This window comes from Halorubrum sp. FL23 (assembly GCF_052439115.2).
GTDB lineage: Archaea > Halobacteriota > Halobacteria > Halobacteriales > Haloferacaceae > Halorubrum > Halorubrum persicum.
Window position 1 is genome coordinate 117,365 of sequence record NZ_JBQVRO020000004.1, and the last position, 21,124, is coordinate 138,488.

The following is a 21,124-nucleotide window of genomic DNA, read 5'->3' on the forward strand; positions in this document are numbered from 1 at the left end:
GGCTATATCGCGTCGAGGCGCGCGGCGATCGAGTCCCAGTGGCTCCCCTTCCAGAACCAGCGTCCGCAGTCGCGACAGCGCCACGCGGGCCGGGAGTCGTCGCTCTCGCCCTCGCCCTCCGCCGTCGCGACCGGCCCCACGTCGTCGGGGACGTAGTCGGGAGGATCGGGGACGTGTTCGAGCGAGTCCGCGCCGGCCGAGGGCGTCACCCGCTCGACGCGCCCGTTACAGGCCCCGCAGCGCGTCGGCTCGTCGGCGATCGCGACCGGGAGCCCCGCGGCGGCAACCTCCCGGAGCTGGTCGAGCACGTCGCGCTCGGTGAGGCAGACCGCGTCGTCGACCCGTGCGGCGAGCTCGCGGTCGCGGGTGATCAGGACGCGGTCCTCCGCGGCCGCCAGCGACGCGATCCGGTCGTCCGCCTCGACCCCGCGGTCGAGCGTGTAGGCGGCGTCGTAGCCGCAGATCCGGAGGTAGGTGGCGAGCTTGCCGCACATGGCGTCGACGAGGACGCGCGGCGGATCGTCCCCCTCGGCGGGCGAGCCGGCAGCGGACATCAGTCGTCGAGGAACGCCCGGAGCTCGTCCGGAGCGCGCGCGTTGAGCACGTCTCCCGCCTCGGCCCAGCCGCGTCGGGCGGTGTGGACCCCGTAGCGGGCGTTGTCGAGTTCGCGGGGGGAGTGCGCGTCGGTGTTGACGGCGATCGTCGCGCCCGCGTCGAGCGCGATCCGGACCGCATCGCCGTCGGCGTCGAGCCGGGCCGGGTTCGCGTTCACCTCGATCGCGGTGCCGGCGGCCGCCGCCGCCTCGACCACGGCCTCGACGTCCGGCGCGATACCGGGGCGACTGTTGATGATCCGACCGGTCGGGTGGCCGAGCACGTCGACGTGCGGGTGTTCGACCGCCCGGATCAGCCGCTCCGTGGCGGCGTCGGAGTCCTGTCCCAGCGCGGAGTGCGGCGAGGCGACGACGATATCGAGGTCGGCGAGGGTGTCGTCGTCGGTGGTGATCGCCCCCTCCGCGTCGATGTTGGCCTCGATCCCGTGGAACACCTCGATGTCGGCGGCGGCCGAGTCGGCGGCAGCGTCGGCGGCGGCGACGGCGCCGTCGACCTCGCTCACCGCCGCCGCCACCGCCTCGGCCTGCTCCGCGATCTCGGCCTCGTCGAGCCCGGTGTTGCCGAAGATCCCCGGCCCGGCGGCGTGGTCGGTGACCGCGTGCACGTCGTATCCGCGCTCCGCCGCCGCCTCGATCATTTCGGCGATCGAGAACCCGCCGTCCGACCAGTCGGTGTGGGTGTGGAGGTCGCCGCGGATCGCCTCGGTCTCGACGAGGTCGGGGAGATCGCCCGCCGCGGCCGCCTCGACCTCACCGTTGTTCTCGCGGAGCTCCGGCGGGACGGGATCCATGTCGAGCGCCGCGTAGACGCCGTCCTCGGTCGCGCCCGCGACGCGCTCGCCGACCCGCTGGCCGGCGTCGGGGTCGTCGACGCCGCTCACGTCGAACAGCCCGTACTCGTTGAGCTTCAGGTCGCGGTCGATCGCGCGGTTGCGCACCGCGACGTTGTGGGCGCGCGAGCCGGTGAAGTACTGCAGCGCGGCGCCGAACTCCTCGCCGTCGACGATCCGGAGGTCGACGCGGGTGCCGCTGGCGCGGACGCTCGCCTTCCCGGTGCCGGCCTCGATCGTCGCGTCGGCCTCGGGCCAGTCGGTGAACGCCTCGACGACCGGCTCGCGCTCGTCGCTGGCGACGAGCAGGTCGACGTCGCCGATCGTGTCCTTCCAGCGCCGGATCGAGCCGCAGACCGCAGCCGATTCGACCGCGTCGAGGTCGTCGAGGTACGACAGGGCGTCGTCCGCGACCGGGCGGGCGTCGCCGAGGCGGGTGCGCTCTCGGGCCTCGCGCGCGAACGGGATGTTGTCGAGGATGTTCTCCTCGGTTTTGGCGCCGAAGCCGGAGACCTCCCGGATCTGTTCCGCCTCGGCCGCCGCCTCCAGTTCGTCGAGGGTGGTGATCTCCAGCGCCTCGTAGAGGCTCCCGACCGTCTTCGGGCCGACCCCCTCGACCGCGGTCAGCGCCTCGATGTCGGCGGGGAGCTCCGAGCGGAGCGCCTCCAGCTCCTCGATCGAGCCGGTCTCGAAGTACTCGACGATCTTCGCCGCGATCGCGTCGCCGACGCGGTCGATCTCGGCGACCGCGTCCGCGCCCTCGCCCGCGAGGTTCTCGATCGGCGCGGTGTGCTCGCGGACGTTCTCCGCGGCGCGGCGGTAGGCGGTCGGCTTGTACTCGACGCCGGTCGCTTCGAGCCGGTCGGCGAACTCCTCCAAGAGAGCGGCGACCTCGTCGTTGCGGCTCATTGCGTGCGGGTTGGGCCGGACGGTACTAATAAGTGAGAGCGATCGCCGGTGGACAAGGCACTTGTCCGATCGCCCGGATCCCCCGCGTATGCCCTCCCCGCTCGCCCCGCTCTCCGGAGTCGTCGGCAGCCTCCTCGATCGCTCGCGCGCCGGCTTCCGCCGGCTCAAGCCGGGCGGGAAGGCGCTCGCCGTCGGCGTCGTCGTGGTCGTCACCGTCGCGACCGCCGTCGGCGTCGTCGCGCTCGGGGCCGCCTTCGACGCGACGATCGACCGCGAGGTGACGGTCGACAACCCCGACCGCCCGCCGGAGTCGACGTGCGAGACGTTCGGCGAGGACGACGAGAGCTCCGTCTTCGCCGAGCAGTGCGACCAGCCCGAACGGATCGACGTGAACGTGGGCGAGGAGCTGCAGCGCGCGACGGGCGGATACGTCGGCTACGCGCTGATCGGGGTGCCGATCTGGTGGACGGTCTTCGCGCTCGTGCTCCACGGCGGGGCGCGCCTCGCGGGCGGCGCCGGCTCCATCGGCGACTCGTTCGTGATCGCGGCGTGGGCGATCGCCGCGGAGGTGGCCCGGCTGACCGCCGGACTCGCCGCGATCTGGTACGCGCTCGCGTCGGCGTCGGTCGACGGGACCACGGTCGAAGCGATCGCGAACGAGCTCGTCGCCGCCATCTCCGCGATGGAGGGGCCGCTTCTGGTCGCTTCCGCGGCCGTGGTCGCGGTCCAGTGGGTCGTCGTCGGCGGCGGGCTGGAGGCGTACCACGACCTCGACCGGGGCGTCGCCGGGACGGTCGCGGGCGCCCTCGCACTGTGCGGGCTCCTGCTCGCGATGGTGTGACGGCCGGGAGCGATCGCGCCGACAGTCCGCGGATTCGGGAGTTTTTAACCCAGTCGGAGCCCCTCTCCCGATATGATCCTGTCGGACGCGGACATCCTCGACCGCCTCGCAGACGGGGACCTGGTGGTCGACCCCCTCGACGACGTCGACCAGCAGGTCCAGCCCGCGAGCGTCGACCTGCGGCTCGGCGAGCGCTTCCTGGAGTTCCAGCGCACGAACATCCCCTGTATCCACCCGACCGAGGCCGACGAGGTCGGCGAGTACGTCACGGAGACGCGGGTCCCCGAAGGCGAGGAGTTCATTCTCCACCCGGGCGACTTCGTGCTCGGCACCACCACGGAGCGGGTGGAGATTCCGCCGGACCTGCTCGCGACCGTGCAGGGCCGGTCCTCGCTCGGGCGGCTCGCGATCGTCATCCACGCCACCGCGGGGATCGTCGATCCGGGGTACAAGGGGCAGATCACGCTCGAACTGTCGAACCTCGGCACCGCGCCCGTCGCGCTCACGCCGGGAATGCGGGTCTCACAGCTCATCTTCACGGAGCTCAAGTCGCCCGCGGACCGCCCGTACGGGGTCGAGCGGGGCTCGAAGTACCAAGACCAAGACGGGCCGCAGGCCTCCCGGATCGGCTCCGACCCCGAGTTCGACGGCGACGGTGGTGAGGAACGGGGGGACCACGCATGAAGTTCATCGAGGAGGTCGTCGTCGACGAGTTCCTCCCGACGGTGCGCTCGATGCTGGCGGAGGACCTCCGCGAGCGCGGCTTCACCCAGCGCGAGGTGGCCGACGCGCTCGGCATCTCCCAGTCCGCCGTCTCGAAGTACGCCCACGGCGACGTGGCCCGCCACGACCGGATCGTCGCCGACGAGCGGGTCCGCGACCTCGTGGAGCGCGTGGGCGAGGGGCTCGCGGCGGGGGAGATGGCCCCGGTCGCGGCGCTCGTCGAGATCGAGGTGCTGATCCGCCGGCTGGAGGAGGGTGACCTCCTCGCGGACCTCCACGAGGAGGCGATGCCCGCGCTCGCCGACGCCGAGGTGGAGTTCGCCGTCCACGACCCGGACAGCGGGCTCCGCGAGCGCGAGCGCGTCCTCTCGTCGGTCCGCCGCGGGCTCCGGACCCTGACGAACGCCTCCGGCTTCGCCCGGCTCATCCCGAACGTCGGCGCCAACGTCGCCGAGTGCCTCGACGACGCCCGGACGATCGACGACGTGGCGGCCGTCCCCGGCCGGCTCGTCGACGTGAAGGGGCAGGCGATGGTCCCCGGCGAGCCCGAGTTCGGCGTGAGCGAGCACGTCGCGACGGTCCTGCTCGCCGCGCGCGAGGCGGGCGCGACCGCCCGCGGCGCGGTGAACGTCCGGTACGTCCCCGAGACCGTCGAGGCGCTCGCGGAGTCGTATCCGGCGCTGGAGTTCGACCCCGAGCGGCCGACCGACGAGGCCGTCGCCGACGCGGTCGCGGGCGCCGAGTCGACCGACGCGCTCGTGCTCTTCCAGACCGGCGCGGTCGGCATCGAGCCGATCGTCTACGTGCTCGCCCCGACGGCGTCCGAGGCGGCCGCGATCGTCCGCGACATCGTGTAAGCGGTCGCGGCGGTCCGGCGCGGTCCCCCTCCGCGGTCGGTGGCTGACATTCATTACCGTACCCGTCCAAGATCACGTATGACGGGGATTGACGCGGTTCAGATGGACGACGACGAGCGCGACGAGTTCCTCGGGCGATCGGGGACGGGCGTGATCTCCCTGCCGACGGCCGACGACGACCCCCCGCACTCGGTCCCGGTGTCGTACGGGTACGACCCGGTCGAGGAGGCGTTTTACTTCCGCCTCGCCGTCGGGGGATCGAGCGGGAAGGCGAACCCCACCGATCGCGGGATCACGTTCGTTACCTACGGCGAGCGCGACGGGCAGTGGAAGAGCGTGGTGGCGAGCGGTCGGCTGGTGTCGACCACCGACGAGTCGCTTTCGACGGAGTCGCTCGCCGGGCTCGAACGGACGGAGCGGATTCCGTTAGTCGACGTGTTCGGCGACCCGACGAGCCGCGTCGAGTTCGAGTTCTACCGGCTCGATCCCGACCGGTTCACCGCTCGCGCCGAACGGGTGACGGACGCCTGAACGGTCGCCGCTCGGGGTCCGGCCGAGCAGTCGCCCGCCGGCCGCCGTGTAACCCGCTGTGCGCGGCGTCTCACAGAGCCGGCTGACCCTCTCGATCGCACCCGAAAACCAGCGGGCTTTAGGCCCGTATCCACGACAACTCGATACACACACCACATGAGCCACGACGACTTCCCTACCGACGACCCGGCGGTGGTGACCTGTGGACTGCCGTACGCCAACGGCGACCTCCACATCGGTCACCTCCGCACCTACGTCGGCGGCGACGTGTACCGGCGCGCGCTCGAACGACTCGGGCAGGAGACCGCGTTCGTCTCCGGCTCCGACATGCACGGCACTCCCGTCGCGGTCAACGCCGAGCAGGAGGGCGTCTCCCCCGAGCAGTTCGCGCTCGACTGGCACGAGCAGTACGCCGCGACGTTCCCGAAGTTCAACGTCGAGTTCGACAACTACGGCCACACCCACGACGAGACGAACACTGCGGTCACCCAGCAGCTCGTCAGCGACCTGGAAGACGCGGGCCACGTCTACGAGAAGGAGATCATGGTCGCGTACGACCCCATCGACGACCAGTTCCTCCCCGACCGGTACGTGGAGGGGACCTGCCCCTACTGCGGCGCCCACGCCCGCGGCGACGAGTGCGACGAGGGGTGTCAGCGCCACCTCGAACCCGGCGAAGTCGAGGACCCCGAGTCGACGATCACGGGGAACCCCGCGGAGTACCGCGAACGCACCCACAAGTTCTTCGAGGTCTCGGAGTTCTCAGCGTACCTCTCCGACTTCCTCGATCGACTCGAGGGAACCTCGAACGCCCGGAACCAGCCCCGCGAGTGGATCGAGCAGGGGTTACAGGACTGGTGTATCACCCGCGACATGGACTGGGGGATCGACTACCCCGGCGGCGAGGCGACGGAGTCGCCCCAAGAGGGCGGTGAAACCGCCGAACAGGACCTCGTCTTATACGTCTGGGTCGACGCCCCGATCGAGTACATCTCCTCGACGAAGCAGTACTCCGAGCGCGTCGGCGCCGAGGCGTTCGACTGGGAGGCGGCGTGGAAGGAGGGCGCGAGCGACGCCCACCCCGAGGGCGGGGAGATCGTCCACGTGATCGGCCGCGACATCATCCAGCACCACACGATCTTCTGGCCCGCGATGCTGGAGGCGACGGGTCACACCGAACCGCGCGCGGTGATGGCGTCCGGCTTCGTCACCCTCGGCGGCAAGGGGTTCTCGACGAGCCGCGACCGCGCGGTCTGGGCCGACGAGTACCTCGACGAGGGGTTCCATCCGGACCCCCTGCGCTACTACCTCGCCACCAACGGCGGGTTCCAGCAGGACGTCGACTTCTCGTGGGAGAAGTTCCGCGACCGCGTCAACACCGAGCTGGTGGGGACGGTCGGCAACTTCCTCTACCGCTCCCTCCTGTTCGCCCACCGGAACTACGACGACGCGCCGATCGCGGACGGGACGAGCGACGAGGTGGACGCGCGGATCGAGGAGGCGATCGAGGCGTTCGCGGCCGCGGTCAACGACTACTCCGTGCGCGCGGTCGGCGGCGCCGTCACCGACCTCGCGCGGTTCGGCAACGAGTACATCCAGCGCAGCGAGCCGTGGAAGCTCGTGGACGACGACCCCGCGGAGGCCGCGCAGGTCATCCACGACTGCGTCGCGATCGCGAAGGCGATCGCGGTCCTGTTCGAACCGATCGCCCCGGAGAAGGCCGAGCGCCTCTGGGACCAGCTCGGCGAGGACGGCTCGGTCCACGAGACCACCGTGGAGGCGGCCCGCGAGGGCCCCGCCGGCGACCTCGCGGAGCCGACGGAGCTGTTCGAGCAGATCGAAGACGAGCGCGTCGAGGCCCTGAACGAGAAGCTCGAGGCGCGCGTCGCCGAGGCGGCGGACGGCGACGGCGAGGAGAGCGGAGAGGAAGACGAAACCGACACCAGCGACGAGTCCGACGACACCGACGACACCAGCGACATGACCGACATCGAACCCCTCAGCGACGACCGCATCGGCTTCGACGACTTCCAGGAGCTGGACATCCGGATCGGCCGGATCGAGGAGGCCGAGGGCATCGAGGGCGCCGACGACCTCCTGAAGCTCCGCGTCGATCTGGGCGCGGAGACCCGGACGATCGTCGCGGGGCTCAAACAGCTCCACGACGTGGAGGACCTTCCCGAGACGAAGGTCGTCGTGCTCGCGAACATGGAGAAGGCGGAGCTGTTCGGCGTCGAGTCGAACGGCATGGTGCTGGCCGCCGGCGAGGACGCCGACCTCCTCACCACCTACGAGGACGCCGGGCCGGGCACGAAGGTGAAGTGAGGCGGCGCGGGGTCGTCCCGCTCAGGCGTCGAGCACTTCGATCAGGTTCCCCTCCGGGTCCCTGACGAACAGGATCGTCGTCCCGCTCTCCGTCGTTCGCGGCGGACTCAGCGTCTCCACGTCGTCGTCGAGGGCGGCGTAGAATTCCTCCACGTCGTCGACGGAGAGACCGAGATGGGTCGCGCCGGCGCGGTTCAGTTCGGGGTCGGCCTCCGGGCCGTCGGTCGGTTCGGCGGCGGGGTCGTACGCCACGAGTTCGACGATCGCGCCGTCCGCGTCGAGGTGCGCGAACTCGGCCGACGCGCCGTCGACGGCGACCGCCTCGGCGAAGGCGTCGCCGCCGACCGCGAACTCGGTCAGGAGGTCGAGGTCGAACGTCTCGGTGTAGAACTCGACGGCGCGGTCCAGGTCGGCGACGGTGATCCCGACGTGGTGAGCGGTTGGATCGGACACGACGGGTGGATCGCCGGTGGGCGAGAAAACGGTGTCGACCCCGGTGCGCGAGTGCCCCGGGCGACCACCTCGCGAACGCCGGAACCGCGGCGGTCGGCGACCGGCGGCATTCGTGCGGTTCCGTTCGCTTTTAACCGTCAGCGGGGAATCCACGGGCGATGAGTCTCGCCCGGGCCCGGGAGTACGACGTGCTCGTGCTCGCGGCCCTGATCTGGTTTCTCGGGAAGTTCGTGCGGTACGCGTTCCCGCCCCTGTTCGGGCCCCTGCAGGCGAGCTACGGGGTGAGCAACGCCGCCGTCGGGGCGGCGTTCTCGGGCTTCATGGCCGTCTACGCCGCGCTCCAGTTCCCGAGCGGGGCGATCGCCGACCGGGTCGGCGCGGTCCGGGTGATCGCGGCGGGCGCGGCGGTGGCGGGCGTCGGCGCCCTCTCGCTGATCGCCGACACCTCCTTCGCGGTGCTGGCGGGCGTGATGCTCGTCATCGGCGCGGGGACGGGCGCCCACAAGACGGTCGCGGTGCGGCTGCTCTCGCGGGTGTACCCGGTCCGGACCGGCCGCGCGCTGGGGGCCCACGACACCTTCGGCGCGCTCGGCGGCGTGGCCGCGCCCGCGGCGGTCACCCTCTTCGTCGCCGCGCCGCCGGCGCTCGCCGCGCTCCTCTCCCGGCTCCCGGGCGCGGACTGGCGCGGTCTGTTCGTCGTCACGGGCGTCGCCGCGCTCGCGTTGGCGGCGGCCTTCTCCCTCCGTGTTCCGGGTCGGCTCCCGGCCGACGCCGACCGCGGCCCGGATCGGGAGGGCCCGGATCCGGGCGCGCGAGACTACCTCTCGCTGTTCGAGGACCGCCGGGTGGCAGGGTTCGTCCTCGTGACGATCGCCTTCTCGTTTGCCTACAACGGGGCCGTCGCCTTCCTGCCGCTGTACCTCTCGCAGGCGGGCGGGCTGTCGACCGCGACCGCGAACCTGCTGTACTCCGGGCTGTTCGCGGTCACCTTCGTCCAGCTCGTCTCCGGCGACCTCTCCGACCGACTCGGTCGGTTCCCCGTGATGGTCGCGGCGCTGGGGCTGGCGGCGGCGGCCCTCGTCGGCGTCGTCGCCGTCGCGGAGACGGGACCGGTCGTCCTCGGCGCCCTCGTCGTCGCGTTCGGACTCGGGTCGCACGGGTTCCGGCCGGTCCGGGGCGCGTACCTGATCGAGGCGCTCCCCGAGCGGCTGGCCGGCGGCGGGCTCGGCGTGGTCCGCACACTGCTGATGGCGGCCGGCGCGCTCGCCCCCGCGACCGTAGGCGCCGTCGCCGACGCCTCCGGATTCCGGGCGGCGTTCGGGCTGCTCGCCGGGGCCCTCGCGCTCGCGGCGGGCGTGGCGGCGGGGCTGTGGCTCACCGAGTGAGAGGTCGCCCCGCCGGCGACCGAAACGACCATTCCCCGCCCGCGTGAGGCTCGCGTATGCACGTCGTCGTCAACGCGGCACAGAGCGTCGACGGGAAGCTCGCGACGCGGCGCCGGGAGCAGCTCCGGATCTCGGGGACCGAGGACTTCGACCGCGTCGACCGCGTCAGGGCGGCCGCGGACGCGGTGCTGGTCGGGGTCGGGACCGTCATCGCGGACGACCCCCACCTCACCCTCGACGAGGAGGATCGGCGCGTCGAGCGCCTCCGGAACGGCCGCCCCGGCAACCCCGCCCGCGTCGTCGTCGACTCGACCGGGCGGACGCCGACCGACGCCCGAATTCTCGACGACGCGGCCGCGACCTACCTGCTCGTCGCCGCGTCGACGCCCGCTGCCCGCCGCGAAGCCCTCGAGGCCGCCGGCGCGGAAGTCGTCGCGGTCGAGGGCGACGGAGAGCACGTCGACCTCGGCGCGGGGATCGGCGCGCTGGCGGAGCGAGGCGTCGACCGGCTGATGGTCGAGGGGGGCGGCGAGATCATCTACTCGTGTTTCGACGCCGGCGTCGTCGACGAGCTCCACGTGTACGTGGGGTCGATGGTGATCGGGGGGCGCGACGCGCCGACGCTCGCCGACGGCGAGGGGTTCACCGAGTCGTTCCCGCGGCTCGATCTGACCGGCACCGAGCGCCTCGACGACGGGATCGTGCTCTCGTACGAGGTCGGGAGCGACTGAGACGGAGCGGTCGGTGTGTGATCGATAATCACGGATCAGGGAGTACACGGCCCATGCTACCGGGTTACACCCGAATCACCGAAGTATTTATATGTCGGCCCGCGGTACGATCTGGTACCAGAACGCCTCCGGCGCTGGTGGGATCGCACGCTGAAATGAACGGGAGCTCTTGTGTACGGCTCGACGCACGACGGCGAGCGCTCGCCATCCCCGGAGCGGTGATGGAGAGATAAAAAATGGTAACGAAAGAAGAAGTCATCGAACAGTACGAGATCGAGGCAATGGACGAGGCGGACAACGTGGACCTTTCTGAGGACGACCTTGAGAACGGGTCGAAAGGACAGCTCATCAAACGCGCCGGTCAGCTGCGCGACCGACGCAACGAGCTGAACCAGATGGCCTCCGAGCGCGCTTCCAAGCGCGACGACCTCAACGCGAAGACGCGCGAGAAGGTCGACGAGGCCCAGGAACACCGCGAGAAGCGAGACGAGCTCAACGAGCAGGTCCAGGAACACAAGGACAAGCGCAACGAGCTCAACGCCGAGGCCAACGAGCTGTTCGACGAGGTCGAGGAGCTCAAACAGGATATGGAGCTCGGCTCCGGCAAGTCCATCGAGGAGCTCAAAGAGGAGATCGAGGATCTCGAGTTCCGTCAGCAGACGGAGGTCCTCGACGCCGAGGACGAGCGCGAGCTCATCGAGAAGATCGACGAGAAGCGCGAGAAGCTCGCCGAGAAGAAGGAGAAGGTCGACGACACCAGCGAGCTCGACGACCTCGTCGAGGAGGCCGAGGAGGTTCGCTCCGAAGCGTCCCAGCACCACCAGAAGGTGACGGAGCTCGCCGACAAGGCCCAGGAGCACCACAACCAGATGATCGAGGCCTACCGCGAGGCCGACGACATCCGCGACGAGGCCGACGAGATGCACGAGCTGTTCGTCGAGGCCCAGGAGGCCGCCGACCAGCACCACGAGGACTTCGTACGCGTCCAGAAGCGCCTGCGCGAGCTCGACAAGGAAGAGGAGGAGGAGCGCAAGGACGAGCGCGCCGAGAAGCGCGAGGAAGAGAAGGAGGAGGCCGAGGAGATCTACCAGAAGTTCAAGGAGGGCGAGACGCTCGACACCGAGGACCTGATGAAGCTCCAGAAGACCGGCCTGCTGTAGTTCGGTCGAAGGCGACGTTTCTGCGGTTCTTTTGCGACGTGCCGAGCGGTAGCGCCGCGAGCGGTCGAGCGGTCGCGTTCAGCGGCTCGGGTGCGAGCCGTGAGCGAGACGTGTCGGATTCCGTCGGGCCGCTCCGCGTTGACGGGGATCAGTCGGTGCGAGGCGGCTGGTCCTCGGAGACGAAGCGGTCGTACGCGGACGTGAACTCCTCGTCTTCTTCGGCCGCTTCCTCCCACGCGGTGAGCCCGCGTTCCACGGCCGTCCCCGCGATCGAGTTGTCGAGCAGAAACGCGACGATCCCCCCGACGGCCATGCCCGTCGATCCGATGACGTAGAGGGTGTTCGCGACGACGTCGGCGCCGAGGAGCTGGCCGAGCAGGAAGCTGTCGGCCAACCCCTGCTGTAAGGCGTCCGCGGTTCCGACGTTGCGCATGTACTCCGGAACGGCCAGTCCGGAGAAGAGCGCGATTCCGATGATGAAGATGTTGCGCGACGAGTCGAGATCCACGTACTTGAGATTTGAGAGGCCGACGCCGACGATCTGAGCGAACATGGCGATGTAGAGGCCGCCGATGATCGGGCTCGGAATGGTGGCGACGAGCTGGCCGAAGTAGCCGACGAACCCGACGAGGATCATGAGCGCGGCGCCGATCTGGACGACGTACCTCGAGGCCACACCGGTGAGGCCGATGGCGCCGACGTTTTCGGAGTACGAGGTCGACCCGCCGGTGCCCATCACCCCGGAGAAGACGTTCATGAGGCCCTCCATGCCGATGCCGTGAGTCATCCGTTCGCTGCTGGGAGCGCCCATGCCGGAGAGGCGGGCGACGGCGTGGTAGTCGCCGATGGACTCGACGATCGAGGCGGCGACGCCGGCGAGCATGCCGATGACGAACGCGGGCGTAACCCTCGGAACCCCCCACTGAAGCGGATAGATGGGGTGGATCGGGTCGGCCGCGGCGACGCTCGCCAGATCGATGTATCCGGGCGTGCCCGGCGCGAAGACGCCGGAGACGGAGAGGGCGGCGGCGAGTAGCCACGCGACGGCGATCCCGAGGAGGACCGGAAACAGCTGGAAGATCTTCGACCTGCCACCGAGGTACTGTGAGAAGAGAACGATGGTGACCAGCGTCAGCGCGACGAGCCACCAGTTCTGAGTCGCGGTGGTGATCTCGGGGGCGTTGAACAGCGACAGGCCGATGAGCACGATGACCGGCACGATGACGACCGGGGAGAGGTGTTTCCGCAATCGCCCGACGAGTCCGAGATAGCCGATCGCGACCTCGGCGAGCGCGGCGACGATGATCGCGCCTTGGAGCTGGAGGAGCGCGGCCCGCCAGGCGACGATCCCCTCCGGCGGGTTCGCCGTCACGACGCCGATGACCGCGAGCGCGGGTGCGAGCATCGAAAAGGGCGCCCCCTGCACGATCGGGTAGCGGTTGCCGAACGTCGTCTGCGCGAGCGTCGCGATCCCCGAGACGACGAAGAACGTGCCGACGAACCGCGGAATGACCGCGTCGGGCATCCCCATCGCGCCGGCGAGAATGAGGGGCACGGCGATGTTCGCGCCCACCATCGTGAGGTAGTGCTGAGCGCCCAAGAGGAGCGACTTCCCGAGCGGTGGTTTGTCGTCGATGCCGTACTGGACGAACGAGCTCTCGTCCTCGTTGCCTGCCATCCCTGTGGCGTCCAACTACGCAACGCTACAAAAGGTCGGCCTTTGCGGCGTCCCACCCGACGGACCGCGGTCTCGGCGCGCTCGAGCGCCGTCGATGCAGCGGCGACGTGCGGATTCTGTCGCCGACGGCAGCATATAAACGGCGTCGCGCCCTACCGGCGGTATGGCAAGCGACGCGCGTTCGACCGGACGGAACCTCCTCGCAGCAGCCGTCGTCGGCGCGACCGCGACGATAGCCGGCAAGCGGCTCATCGCTCGGCTCACCCGCGGTCGGTTCGGCGAGACGGAAGAGTACAACGCGGCGAAGGTGACGGTGTCGGGGCCGATCACTCGCGACACCGGCCGGCCGTCGCCGCTCTCGGGGCCGGGCGGAGCGATCGCCGACGACGTGGTCGAGCAGATCGAGGCGGCCGACGAGGACGAGGACGTGGAGGCGCTCGTCGTCGAGCTCAACACCCCCGGCGGCGAGGTGCTCCCGAGCGACGACATCCGGCGCGCGGCGGCCGCGTTCGACGGTCCCACGGTGGCGTACGCCACCGACACCTGCGCGTCAGGCGGCTACTGGATCGCGAGCGGCTGCGACGAGCTGTGGGCGCGCGACGCGAGCCTCGTCGGCTCGATCGGCGTCGTCGGCTCGCGACCGAACGCCGCGGGGCTCGCCGACAAGCTCGGCATCTCCTACGAGCAGTTCACCGCCGGCGAGTACAAGGACGCCGGCGTTCCGCTGCGAGAGATCGAGGAGGACGAGCGCGAGTACTTACAGGGGATCATCGACGGCTACTACGAGCAGTTCGTCGAGACCGTAAGCGAGGGGCGAGAGATGGATCCGGAGGCGATCCGCGAGACCGAGGCGCGGGTCTACCTCGGCAGCGACGCCGCGGAGATCGGGCTCGTCGACGAGCTCGGCACCGAGGACGACGTGGAAGACCGGCTCGAGACGCTGATCGGCGCGGAGCCCGAGATCCGCGAGTTCACGCCCGAACGCGGGCTCGCAGAGCGGCTCGGCATCGGGGCCGAGCGCGTCGCGTTCGCGGCCGGGAGCGGCGTCGCGAGCGCGTTCACGAACGAGGGCGGCGACGTCGACGTGGAGCTCCGGTAGGCCGCCACCGGCGGGAGGGGCCGCGCCGATCCCCCGGGGACGGGGAGCTTTTTATCCGGGCGGATCGACTGTCGGAACGTGACGACGCTGGTCATCTGCATCGACCGATCCGGAGCGATCGGACGGGCCACCAACGTCCCCATGCCCGTCGCCGGCTGGGAGGCGGTCCGATCGCTCGTCACGGACGCCGGGCTGAGCGACCCGGAGGACGCCAGCGTCAACTGCCTGCTCGAATCGCTACGCGTCGCCCGCGACCTCCGCGACGAGCGCGAGGAGGCGGTCGTCGCGGTCGTCTCGGCCGAGAGCGACAGCGCGGTCGGCGCCGACCGCTCCATCGCCGCGCAGCTCGACGACCTCGTCGACCGGTACGACCCCCGGGCCGCGATCGCGGTCGTCGACTCCGCGGAGGACGAGCAGGTGCTCCCGATCGTCGAGTCGCGGATCCCGGTCGACTCCGTCGACCGCGTGGTGGTCCGGCAGGCCCGCGACATCGAGTCGACCTACTACCTGCTCAAGCAGTTCCTCGCCGACGAGCAGCTCCGGTCGACGATTCTCGTCCCGTTCGGGATCGCGCTGCTGCTGCTGCCCGCGCTGTTCTACTGGTTCTCCGCCGGCGAGGCGGTCGCGGGCGTCGCCGGGCTGCTCGGGGCCGCGCTCCTGTACAAGGGCCTCGCGATCGACCGGTTCGTCGCGGGGATGCCGGAGCGGATCCGGGAGGCGCTGTACGCCGGCCAGGTGTCGATCGTGACCTACGTCGTCGCCGGCGGGTTAGCGCTTGTCGGCGGCTTCTTCGGCGTGCTCTCCGCGTCGGAGCTGAGCGGCGTGCCGGCGCTCGTGGAGGCGGTGGAGTTCACCTACGCCGCCGTCCCCTGGTTCGCGGTCGCGGGCGTGACCGCGGCGGTCGGCCGGCTGCTCGACGAGCTGATCCGCGACGAGGGGATCCGGACGCCGTACCTCAACCTCCCGTTCGTCATCGCCGCCGTCGCCCTGGTGGTCCGCGGGTTCGCCGGCTACTTCCTCGCGCAGGAGGCGATCCTCGCCCCCTTCGGGATGTGGGGGGTCACCGTCAGCCCGGTCCAACAGCTCGCGGCGTTCATCGTCGGCGGCATCGTGGTCTCGCTCGTGGGGGTCAAGCTCGCGAGCGACGTTGGCACGGAGACGCTGGAGGACGTGATCGACGCGGACCGGGAGACGGACGGGGAGTAACCGGCTCGCGTCTCGGGGGCGTCGGGTCGACCGGGTTCCGTTTCGTCGGGTCGACCGCGCCGCTTTTGTCGGTCGCGCCCGCCTCAGCGGGCATGGACGTGTACGGACTGATCGGGAACCCGGTCGGCCACTCGCTGTCGCCGCCGATGCACGAGGCCGGCTACGGGTCGCTCGGCATCGACGCGCGCTACGTGACGTTCGAACCGGCCCCGGACGACGCCGCCGCGGCGATCGAGGGGGCCGGCGCGCTCGGGGTCGCCGGGCTCAACGTCACGGTCCCGTTCAAGCGGGATGCGCTGGCGGCGGTCGACCCGGCGCCCCTCGCGGAGCGGATCGGCGCGGTCAACACGGTCGACTTCGCCCCGGTCCGCGCCGGCGAGGCCGACCGCCCGCGCGGGCACAACACCGACGCCGCGGGCGTGAAACGCGCGTTCGCGCATCACGGCGTCGAACTGGACGGGCGGGACGCGGTCGTCGTCGGAGCGGGCGGCGCCGGGCGGGCGGCCGCGTTCGCGCTCGCCGACGCGGGCGCCGTGGTCCACGTCGCGAACCGCACCGCGGAGCGGGCGGCCGAGCTGGCCGAGGCGGTCCCCGGGGCGACCGGCGGGGGGCTCGACGACCTCGGCGACCGCGTCGCCGGCGCCGACGTGTTGGTCAACGCCACCAGCGTGGGGATGGACGAGCCCGAGGCGACGCCGGTGCCAGCGGACCACCTCCACGGCGACCTCGCCGTGCTCGACGCGGTGTACGCGCCGATCGAGACGCGCCTCCTGCGGGAGGCGGACGCCGCGGGCGCGACGACGATCGACGGGGCGTGGATGCTGCTGTTCCAGGGCGTCGAGGCGTTCGAGATCTGGACCGGCGCCGACGCGCCGGTCGAGACGATGAACGCGGCGCTACGGGCGGAGTTGGAGTGAGGCGACAGCGGGACAGAACCGAACCTACCCGCGACCGCCTTAGAACGGCGTCGGGCTCGCGAGCAGGCCGGCGGTGACGACGAGCGCCACGGAGAGCCCGGCGGCGCCGTAGAAGAACGGCTTCGCGTCGCGGGCGGGTTCGCGGAGCTTCCCGGCGTCGATGCCGTCGAGGAGCTTCCCGCTGCCGACCTCGACGAGGCCGGTGATCAGGAACCACAGGCCGATCATCGTCACCACGAGATATCCGCGGGCGCTTCCGGTGAGCGACGCGAAGGTGTAGAGCGTGCCGGCCATGTGGCCGCCGGTGGCGAGGAACACGAGCGCGGCGATTCGGGTGACCCAGCGGAGGCGGCCGACGATCGATCCGAGCGCGCCGCCGTCGATCTCGCCGCGGAGCGCGGGGGGAAGCACCGCCAACGCGACGAACAACACGCCGCCGGTCCACAGCACCGCGAAGGCGACGTGGACCGACCACATGATCGGGTTGAGAGCGTTCACACCTCCCGTACGCGCCGGTGATCCTTATAAACTGACGAGACGCGGTCGGCGGCGCGGAGGGGGCCGCTGGCGGCGACGGCGGTCGGTGAGACGCCCCCTCGGCGACGGCTTTTAAATATCCGACGTTCGTATCTGCCGACGATGGCCCTACTGCAGAAGCTCAAAGAGAAGCTCGGCTTCGGGAGCGCCCCCGCCGAACGCGAGGAAACGGACCCGGAAGTGACCGTCGAGCACGAACCGGAACCGGAATCAGAACCAGAGGCCGAGCCGGAACCGACGGCCGACGCAGATGACGCCGCGGACGAGGGAGCGGCCGACGACGAGCCGGGCGTCGACGAGCCGGTCGCCACCGAGACGGAGGCGGCCGCCTCGACCGAGTCGCTGGTCGACGAGGAGGGGGCCGCCGAGGACCCGTCCGAAGCCGCCGAGCCGGCGGAAGCCGCGGACACCGGCGAGGATGAGGTCGCGGTCGACGACGACGACACGGGCGCCCACGTCGAGGAGCTGAAGGGCATCGGGCCGGCCTACGCGGAGCGACTGGCGGCGATCGGGATCGAGAGCATTTCGGACCTCGCGGCCGCCGACGCCGAGGCCGTCGCCGACGGGGCGAGCGTCGGCGAGAAGCGGGCCGCGACGTGGATCGACCGCGCCAAGGAGTTCTGAGGCCGCTGACGGCGACCGTTTCGGACGGTCGACCGCAACTGTTTCGTCCGCCCCGTCGAACCGGGAGGCATGCAGCGATCGGTACACACCGACCGGGGCCGGTTCCGCGAGGTCGCCGCCGCGGCGCCCGCGGGAGCCCGCGTGCCGGTCGAGCGCCGCGTCACCGTCGAGGACCCATTCTCCGCCTACCGGCGCGCCCGCGACGGGCCGGGCGGCTTCTGTTACGAGACCACCGGGGGCCAGTCCGGCTGGGGGTACTTCGGCGTCGACCCGGTCGAGCGGCTCACCGTCTCCGGAGACGCGGCGGTCGCGGCGGGGGGCGCAGACGGGGAGACCCCCACCGGCGACTACCGACGCCCGAGTTCATCGCTCGCGGCGCTTGAGGGGCTGATCGAGGGCGAGGCTCTCGCTCGCGGCGACTGCGACGTGCCGTATCCGTGCGGCGCGTTCGGGTGGCTCTCGTACGACGTGGCCCGCGAGCTGGAGTCGTTCCCGGACCCCGCCCCGGCGGGCCCCGGCGCGGTCGACGACCGAGGGCTCCCGCGGCTCCGGATCGGCGTCTTCGACCGCGTTGCGGCGTGGGAGTGTCCGGTTCCGGCGGACGACGACGACGCGGGATCCGCAGTTCCCCTCCGCGTGACCGCCTGTCCGCGCGTCCCCGAGGGAGCCGACGACCCGGACGGCGACCGCGACGCGCTCGACGCGCTGTTCGACGACGGTGCGTCGCGGGCGGGGGCGCTGATCGACCGGATCGAGGCGGGTGACCCCGCGGTGGGGCCGGCGCCCGACCCGGACGCGTCGACGGCGACCTTCGAGAGCGACGTGGGGCGGGAGGGGTACGCCGAGGCGGTCCGCCGGGTGAAAGAGTCCGTCCGCGACGGCGACACGTTTCAGGCGAACGTCTCCCAGCGGCTGCGCGCCCCGGCCGCGGTCCACCCCGTCGAGGCGTACGACGCGCTCCGGACGGTGAACCCGGCGCCGTACTCGGGGCTGATCGAGTTCTCGCGGGCGAGAGACGAAGGCGGGGACGACGACGGCGACGACGCCCCGTCCCGCGTCGACCTCGTGAGCGCGAGCCCGGAGCTGCTGTTGGAACGGGTGCCGGCCGAAGCCGACGACGCCGGCGCTCGCCTCGTCACGGAGCCGATCGCCGGCACCCGCCCGCGGGGGGGGAAGCCCGAGTCGGACGCCGCCATGGAGGCGGAGCTGACCGGCGACGCGAAGGAGCGCGCGGAACACGCGATGCTCGTGGATCTGGAGCGCAACGACCTCGGGAAGGTGTCGCGGTTCGGCACGGTCGACGTGGCGGAGTACCGGCGAGTCGACCGGTACAGCGAGGTGATGCACCTCGTGAGCCTGATCGAGGGAGAGGCGCGGGGCGACGTGGGGCTCGCCGACGCGATCGCGGCGTGTTTCCCCGGCGGGACGATCACGGGCGCGCCCAAGCCGCGGACGATGGAGATCATCGACGAACTGGAGGAGACGCGGCGGGGCCCCTACACCGGCTCGATGCTCGCGGCGGGCTTCGACGGGCGGGCGACGCTCAACATCGTCATCCGCACGCTGGTCCGGCGGGGCGACGAGTACCACCTGCGCGTCGGCGCGGGGATCGTCCACGACTCCGAGCCCGACGCGGAGTACGAGGAGACGCTCGCGAAGGCCCGCGCGCTCGTGACCGCGGTCGACGAGGCGCTCGCCGCGGGCGGGATGGCGGTCGAGGAGGAGGTCGAAGGGGGGGTCGACCGATGACCGCCGGGGAGTCGGACACCACGGGCGGCGAGGGAGACGAGAGCGACGCCGGCTGGCGCCCCGGCGCGGGCGAGTCCGACGCGCGGGTCCTCGTCGTCGACAACTACGACTCGTTCGCGTACAACCTCGTCCAGTACGTCGGCGAGGTCGCCGGCGCGGTCGCGGTGCGGCGCAACGACGCGGTCGATCTGGCCGGGATCCGCGCGCTCGACCCGGACGGCGTCGTCGTCTCTCCGGGACCGGGAACCCCCGCCGAGGCCGGCGTCTCGCTCGACGCCTTCGAGCTCGATCGCCCGGTGTTCGGGGTCTGTCTCGGCCATCAGGCGCTGTGCGCGAGCGGCGGGAGCCGAGTGGGTCACGCGCCGGAGGTGGTCCACGGGAAGCCGTCGACGATCACCCACGACGGCGCGGGCGTGTTCGCCGGGCTCCCCGACCGGCTCCGGGTCGGGCGGTACCACTCGCTGTGCGTCGAACGCGAGGCCCTCCCCGACGGGCTGGTCGAGACCGCGCGCACGGAGGACGAGCGCGAGGTCGTGATGGGCGTGCGTCACCGCGAGAAACCCCACGTGGGCGTGCAGTTCCACCCCGAAAGCATCCTGACGCCGCGGGGGAAAGCATTGGTGCGGAACTTCGTGGAGGTGTGCGAGGATGAGTGAGGAGTCCCGAGAGACGCTCCGCTACCACGTTGACGGCGAGATCGTGCCCGCGAGCGAGGCGACCGTCTCGGTCGAGGACCGCGGCTTCGCCTACGGCGACGCCGCCTTCGAGACCCTGCGCGCGTACGGCGGCGAGATATTCCGTTGGGCGGACCACGCGGCGCGGCTCGCGGACACCTGCGAGACGCTCGGGCTCGATCACGGCCTCGACGAGGCCGACCTGAAAGCCCGGATCGACGAGACGCTCGCGGCCAACGACCTCGCGGACGCGTACGTGAAGCTCTCCGTCACCCGCGGAGTCCAACCCGGGACGCTCGACCCGAAACCCGCGGTCGACCCCACCGTCGTCGTGATCGCGAAGCCGCTCCCCCGCGGCGGGGTCGGCTCGGAGCCGGTCCACGACGGCCCCGCCGCGCTCCAGACGACGAAGACGCGCAAACCCGCCTCGCGGGCGCTTCCGGCCGACGCGAAGACGCACAACTACCTCAACGGCATCCTCGCTCGGCTGGAGCTGCGCGTGACCGGCGCCGACGAGGCGCTGATGCTCGATCCGGCGGGGAACGTCGCCGAGGGCGCGACCTCGAACCTCTTTTTCGCCGACGGCACCGCCCTCAAGACGCCCTCGCTCGACGGGCCGATCCTCCCCGGCGTGACGCGTCGGGCCGTGATCGAGATCGCGGAGGAAGAGGGGATTCCGGTCGAGGAGGGGACGTACACGCCGGACGCGGTGCGCGAGGCCGACGAGGCGTTCCTCACCAACTCGACGTGGGAGATCCGGCCGGTCGAGACGGTTGACGGGTTGGCCGCCGACGGCGACGGCGACGGCGTCGAGGGACCGCTGACCGCGCTGCTCTCGCGGCTGTTCGACCGGCGGGTAGAGGAGCGGTACTACGACGGCGAGCGGTTATAGGGGATTTGCGCTCGCTTATAAGCGATCGTTGCTCTCGACGGGGAACACCTCCAAAGCCCCAGCCGCTCGGTCGTACGTGATCGACGATTCCGCGGTGAACTCCTCCAAAGCCCCAGCCGCTCGGTCGTACGTGATCGACGATTCCGCGGTGAACACCTCCAAAGCCCCGGCCGCGACGACTCGGGGGCCTTGCTGCGCGCCTCACTCGGTCGCTGACGCTCCCTCGTTGCGGTTCTTGCTGCGGCCACCTTCGTCCTCGCGGCCGCCCCTTTGAGTCCCGCCCCACACCACAACCGCAGCCTCACGCCTCCCCAGCCTCGTCGCTCACTTCGTTCGCGACTCCCTCGCACGCGCTCCTCGTGGCCTGTCGGCCACTCGGAGGCGCGCGC

Annotated in this window: 20 protein-coding genes; 15 read left to right on the top strand and 5 right to left on the bottom strand. The window is 71.2% G+C overall.

Annotated elements, in window-relative coordinates; genetic code table 11:
* Positions 1 to 2: 2 nt before the first annotated feature.
* The gene (locus ACT4MF_RS06540; protein ID WP_444682218.1) at positions 3 to 557 is read right to left on the bottom strand and encodes a Mut7-C RNAse domain-containing protein; all 555 of its coding nucleotides are present in this window, start codon (positions 555 to 557) and stop codon (positions 3 to 5) included.
* Positions 554 to 2,353 (bottom strand): DNA polymerase/3'-5' exonuclease PolX, encoded by a 1,800-nt coding sequence (gene polX / locus ACT4MF_RS06545; RefSeq protein WP_444682130.1) that lies wholly within the window; start codon positions 2,351 to 2,353, stop codon positions 554 to 556. The genes ACT4MF_RS06540 and polX overlap by 4 nt, the downstream gene beginning before the upstream one ends.
* Positions 2,354 to 2,441: 88 nt before the next feature.
* Between polX and ACT4MF_RS06550 the strand changes: the two genes are divergently transcribed.
* The 5 genes from ACT4MF_RS06550 to metG all read left to right on the top strand — a co-directional run bounded on the left by ACT4MF_RS06550 (position 2,442) and on the right by metG (position 7,630).
* A complete protein-coding gene (locus ACT4MF_RS06550) occupies positions 2,442 to 3,194 on the top strand; it encodes a YIP1 family protein (protein ID WP_444682129.1) in 753 nt (250 codons plus the stop codon).
* A 72-nt stretch (positions 3,195 to 3,266) separates the two neighbouring features.
* A complete protein-coding gene (gene dcd, locus ACT4MF_RS06555; protein ID WP_099254083.1) occupies positions 3,267 to 3,878 on the top strand; it encodes a dCTP deaminase in 612 nt (203 codons plus the stop codon).
* A complete protein-coding gene (locus tag ACT4MF_RS06560) occupies positions 3,875 to 4,774 on the top strand; it encodes a thiamine-phosphate synthase family protein (protein ID WP_444682128.1) in 900 nt (299 codons plus the stop codon). The genes dcd and ACT4MF_RS06560 overlap by 4 nt, the downstream gene beginning before the upstream one ends.
* A gap of 78 nt (positions 4,775 to 4,852) precedes the next feature.
* Positions 4,853 to 5,305: a pyridoxamine 5'-phosphate oxidase family protein gene (locus tag ACT4MF_RS06565; protein WP_099254085.1), complete on the top strand. Its 453-nt coding sequence runs from the start codon at positions 4,853 to 4,855 to the stop codon at positions 5,303 to 5,305.
* 156 nt (positions 5,306 to 5,461) lie between these two features.
* A complete protein-coding gene (gene metG / locus ACT4MF_RS06570; protein ID WP_099254086.1) occupies positions 5,462 to 7,630 on the top strand; it encodes a methionine--tRNA ligase in 2,169 nt (722 codons plus the stop codon).
* A gap of 21 nt (positions 7,631 to 7,651) precedes the next feature.
* Here metG and ACT4MF_RS06575 read toward each other — a convergent pair whose 3' ends face one another.
* Complete coding sequence (locus ACT4MF_RS06575) at positions 7,652 to 8,083, bottom strand: VOC family protein (protein WP_444682127.1); 432 nt, start codon at positions 8,081 to 8,083, stop codon at positions 7,652 to 7,654.
* Positions 8,084 to 8,241: 158 nt separating this feature from the next.
* On the opposite strand from ACT4MF_RS06575, the gene ACT4MF_RS06580 reads away from it, so the two are divergent.
* The 3 genes from ACT4MF_RS06580 to ACT4MF_RS06590 all read left to right on the top strand — a co-directional run bounded on the left by ACT4MF_RS06580 (position 8,242) and on the right by ACT4MF_RS06590 (position 11,359).
* Positions 8,242 to 9,468 (top strand): MFS transporter, encoded by a 1,227-nt coding sequence (locus ACT4MF_RS06580; RefSeq protein ID WP_444682126.1) that lies wholly within the window; start codon positions 8,242 to 8,244, stop codon positions 9,466 to 9,468.
* Positions 9,469 to 9,524: 56 nt separating this feature from the next.
* Positions 9,525 to 10,199, top strand: coding sequence for a 2,5-diamino-6-(ribosylamino)-4(3H)-pyrimidinone 5'-phosphate reductase (locus ACT4MF_RS06585; protein WP_444682125.1), 675 nt, complete (start codon positions 9,525 to 9,527; stop codon positions 10,197 to 10,199).
* 236 nt (positions 10,200 to 10,435) lie between these two features.
* The gene (locus ACT4MF_RS06590) at positions 10,436 to 11,359 is read left to right on the top strand and encodes a coiled-coil protein (RefSeq protein ID WP_099254090.1); all 924 of its coding nucleotides are present in this window, start codon (positions 10,436 to 10,438) and stop codon (positions 11,357 to 11,359) included.
* A 148-nt stretch (positions 11,360 to 11,507) separates the two neighbouring features.
* On the opposite strand, the gene ACT4MF_RS06595 is transcribed toward ACT4MF_RS06590, so the two are convergent.
* Positions 11,508 to 13,037: a uracil-xanthine permease family protein gene (locus tag ACT4MF_RS06595; protein WP_099254091.1), complete on the bottom strand. Its 1,530-nt coding sequence runs from the start codon at positions 13,035 to 13,037 to the stop codon at positions 11,508 to 11,510.
* Between the two features lie 163 nt (positions 13,038 to 13,200).
* Here ACT4MF_RS06595 and sppA point away from each other — a divergent pair, with 163 nt between their 5' ends.
* From sppA to ACT4MF_RS06610, 3 genes are all read left to right on the top strand, one after another.
* Complete coding sequence (sppA, locus tag ACT4MF_RS06600; RefSeq protein WP_099254092.1) at positions 13,201 to 14,136, top strand: signal peptide peptidase SppA; 936 nt, start codon at positions 13,201 to 13,203, stop codon at positions 14,134 to 14,136.
* Positions 14,137 to 14,214: 78 nt separating this feature from the next.
* The gene (locus tag ACT4MF_RS06605; protein WP_099254093.1) at positions 14,215 to 15,342 is read left to right on the top strand and encodes a DUF373 family protein; all 1,128 of its coding nucleotides are present in this window, start codon (positions 14,215 to 14,217) and stop codon (positions 15,340 to 15,342) included.
* 92 nt (positions 15,343 to 15,434) lie between these two features.
* A complete protein-coding gene (locus tag ACT4MF_RS06610) occupies positions 15,435 to 16,259 on the top strand; it encodes a shikimate dehydrogenase (protein ID WP_444682124.1) in 825 nt (274 codons plus the stop codon).
* A gap of 39 nt (positions 16,260 to 16,298) precedes the next feature.
* Here the strand turns inward: ACT4MF_RS06610 and ACT4MF_RS06615 are convergent, their stop codons facing one another.
* A complete protein-coding gene (locus ACT4MF_RS06615; RefSeq protein WP_099254095.1) occupies positions 16,299 to 16,757 on the bottom strand; it encodes a transporter in 459 nt (152 codons plus the stop codon).
* Positions 16,758 to 16,898: 141 nt separating this feature from the next.
* Between ACT4MF_RS06615 and ACT4MF_RS06620 the strand changes: the two genes are divergently transcribed.
* The 4 genes from ACT4MF_RS06620 (at position 16,899) to ACT4MF_RS06635 (ending at position 20,735) form a co-directional block, all read left to right on the top strand.
* On the top strand, positions 16,899 to 17,420 hold the full coding sequence (locus ACT4MF_RS06620) for a helix-hairpin-helix domain-containing protein (RefSeq protein ID WP_099254096.1): 522 nt from the start codon (positions 16,899 to 16,901) through the stop codon (positions 17,418 to 17,420).
* 69 nt (positions 17,421 to 17,489) lie between these two features.
* The gene (locus ACT4MF_RS06625) at positions 17,490 to 19,169 is read left to right on the top strand and encodes an anthranilate synthase component I family protein (RefSeq protein ID WP_444682123.1); all 1,680 of its coding nucleotides are present in this window, start codon (positions 17,490 to 17,492) and stop codon (positions 19,167 to 19,169) included.
* Positions 19,166 to 19,825, top strand: coding sequence for an anthranilate synthase component II (locus ACT4MF_RS06630; protein ID WP_099254098.1), 660 nt, complete (start codon positions 19,166 to 19,168; stop codon positions 19,823 to 19,825). Before ACT4MF_RS06625 ends, ACT4MF_RS06630 begins: the two co-directional genes overlap by 4 nt.
* The gene (locus ACT4MF_RS06635; RefSeq protein WP_444682122.1) at positions 19,818 to 20,735 is read left to right on the top strand and encodes an aminotransferase class IV; all 918 of its coding nucleotides are present in this window, start codon (positions 19,818 to 19,820) and stop codon (positions 20,733 to 20,735) included. The genes ACT4MF_RS06630 and ACT4MF_RS06635 overlap by 8 nt, the downstream gene beginning before the upstream one ends.
* Positions 20,736 to 21,124 lie beyond the last annotated feature (389 nt).

What these genes read in the sequence shown, in the direction of transcription:
- dcd (WP_099254083.1), top strand. Translation starts at nt 3,267, where the DNA reads ATGATCCTGTCGGACGCGGACATCCTCGACCGCCTCGCAGACGGGGAC.
- ACT4MF_RS06625 (WP_444682123.1), top strand. Translation starts at nt 17,490, where the DNA reads ATGCAGCGATCGGTACACACCGACCGGGGCCGGTTCCGCGAGGTCGCC.
- ACT4MF_RS06590 (WP_099254090.1), top strand. Translation starts at nt 10,436, where the DNA reads ATGGTAACGAAAGAAGAAGTCATCGAACAGTACGAGATCGAGGCAATG.
- ACT4MF_RS06585 (WP_444682125.1), top strand. Translation starts at nt 9,525, where the DNA reads ATGCACGTCGTCGTCAACGCGGCACAGAGCGTCGACGGGAAGCTCGCG.
- ACT4MF_RS06580 (WP_444682126.1), top strand. Translation starts at nt 8,242, where the DNA reads ATGAGTCTCGCCCGGGCCCGGGAGTACGACGTGCTCGTGCTCGCGGCC.
- ACT4MF_RS06550 (WP_444682129.1), top strand. Translation starts at nt 2,442, where the DNA reads ATGCCCTCCCCGCTCGCCCCGCTCTCCGGAGTCGTCGGCAGCCTCCTC.
- ACT4MF_RS06630 (WP_099254098.1), top strand. Translation starts at nt 19,166, where the DNA reads ATGACCGCCGGGGAGTCGGACACCACGGGCGGCGAGGGAGACGAGAGC.
- ACT4MF_RS06595 (WP_099254091.1), bottom strand. Translation starts at nt 13,037, where the DNA reads ATGGCAGGCAACGAGGACGAGAGCTCGTTCGTCCAGTACGGCATCGAC.
- polX (WP_444682130.1), bottom strand. Translation starts at nt 2,353, where the DNA reads ATGAGCCGCAACGACGAGGTCGCCGCTCTCTTGGAGGAGTTCGCCGAC.
- sppA (WP_099254092.1), top strand. Translation starts at nt 13,201, where the DNA reads ATGGCAAGCGACGCGCGTTCGACCGGACGGAACCTCCTCGCAGCAGCC.
- ACT4MF_RS06560 (WP_444682128.1), top strand. Translation starts at nt 3,875, where the DNA reads ATGAAGTTCATCGAGGAGGTCGTCGTCGACGAGTTCCTCCCGACGGTG.
- ACT4MF_RS06565 (WP_099254085.1), top strand. Translation starts at nt 4,853, where the DNA reads ATGACGGGGATTGACGCGGTTCAGATGGACGACGACGAGCGCGACGAG.
- ACT4MF_RS06610 (WP_444682124.1), top strand. Translation starts at nt 15,435, where the DNA reads ATGGACGTGTACGGACTGATCGGGAACCCGGTCGGCCACTCGCTGTCG.
- ACT4MF_RS06635 (WP_444682122.1), top strand. Translation starts at nt 19,818, where the DNA reads ATGAGTGAGGAGTCCCGAGAGACGCTCCGCTACCACGTTGACGGCGAG.
- metG (WP_099254086.1), top strand. Translation starts at nt 5,462, where the DNA reads ATGAGCCACGACGACTTCCCTACCGACGACCCGGCGGTGGTGACCTGT.
- ACT4MF_RS06620 (WP_099254096.1), top strand. Translation starts at nt 16,899, where the DNA reads ATGGCCCTACTGCAGAAGCTCAAAGAGAAGCTCGGCTTCGGGAGCGCC.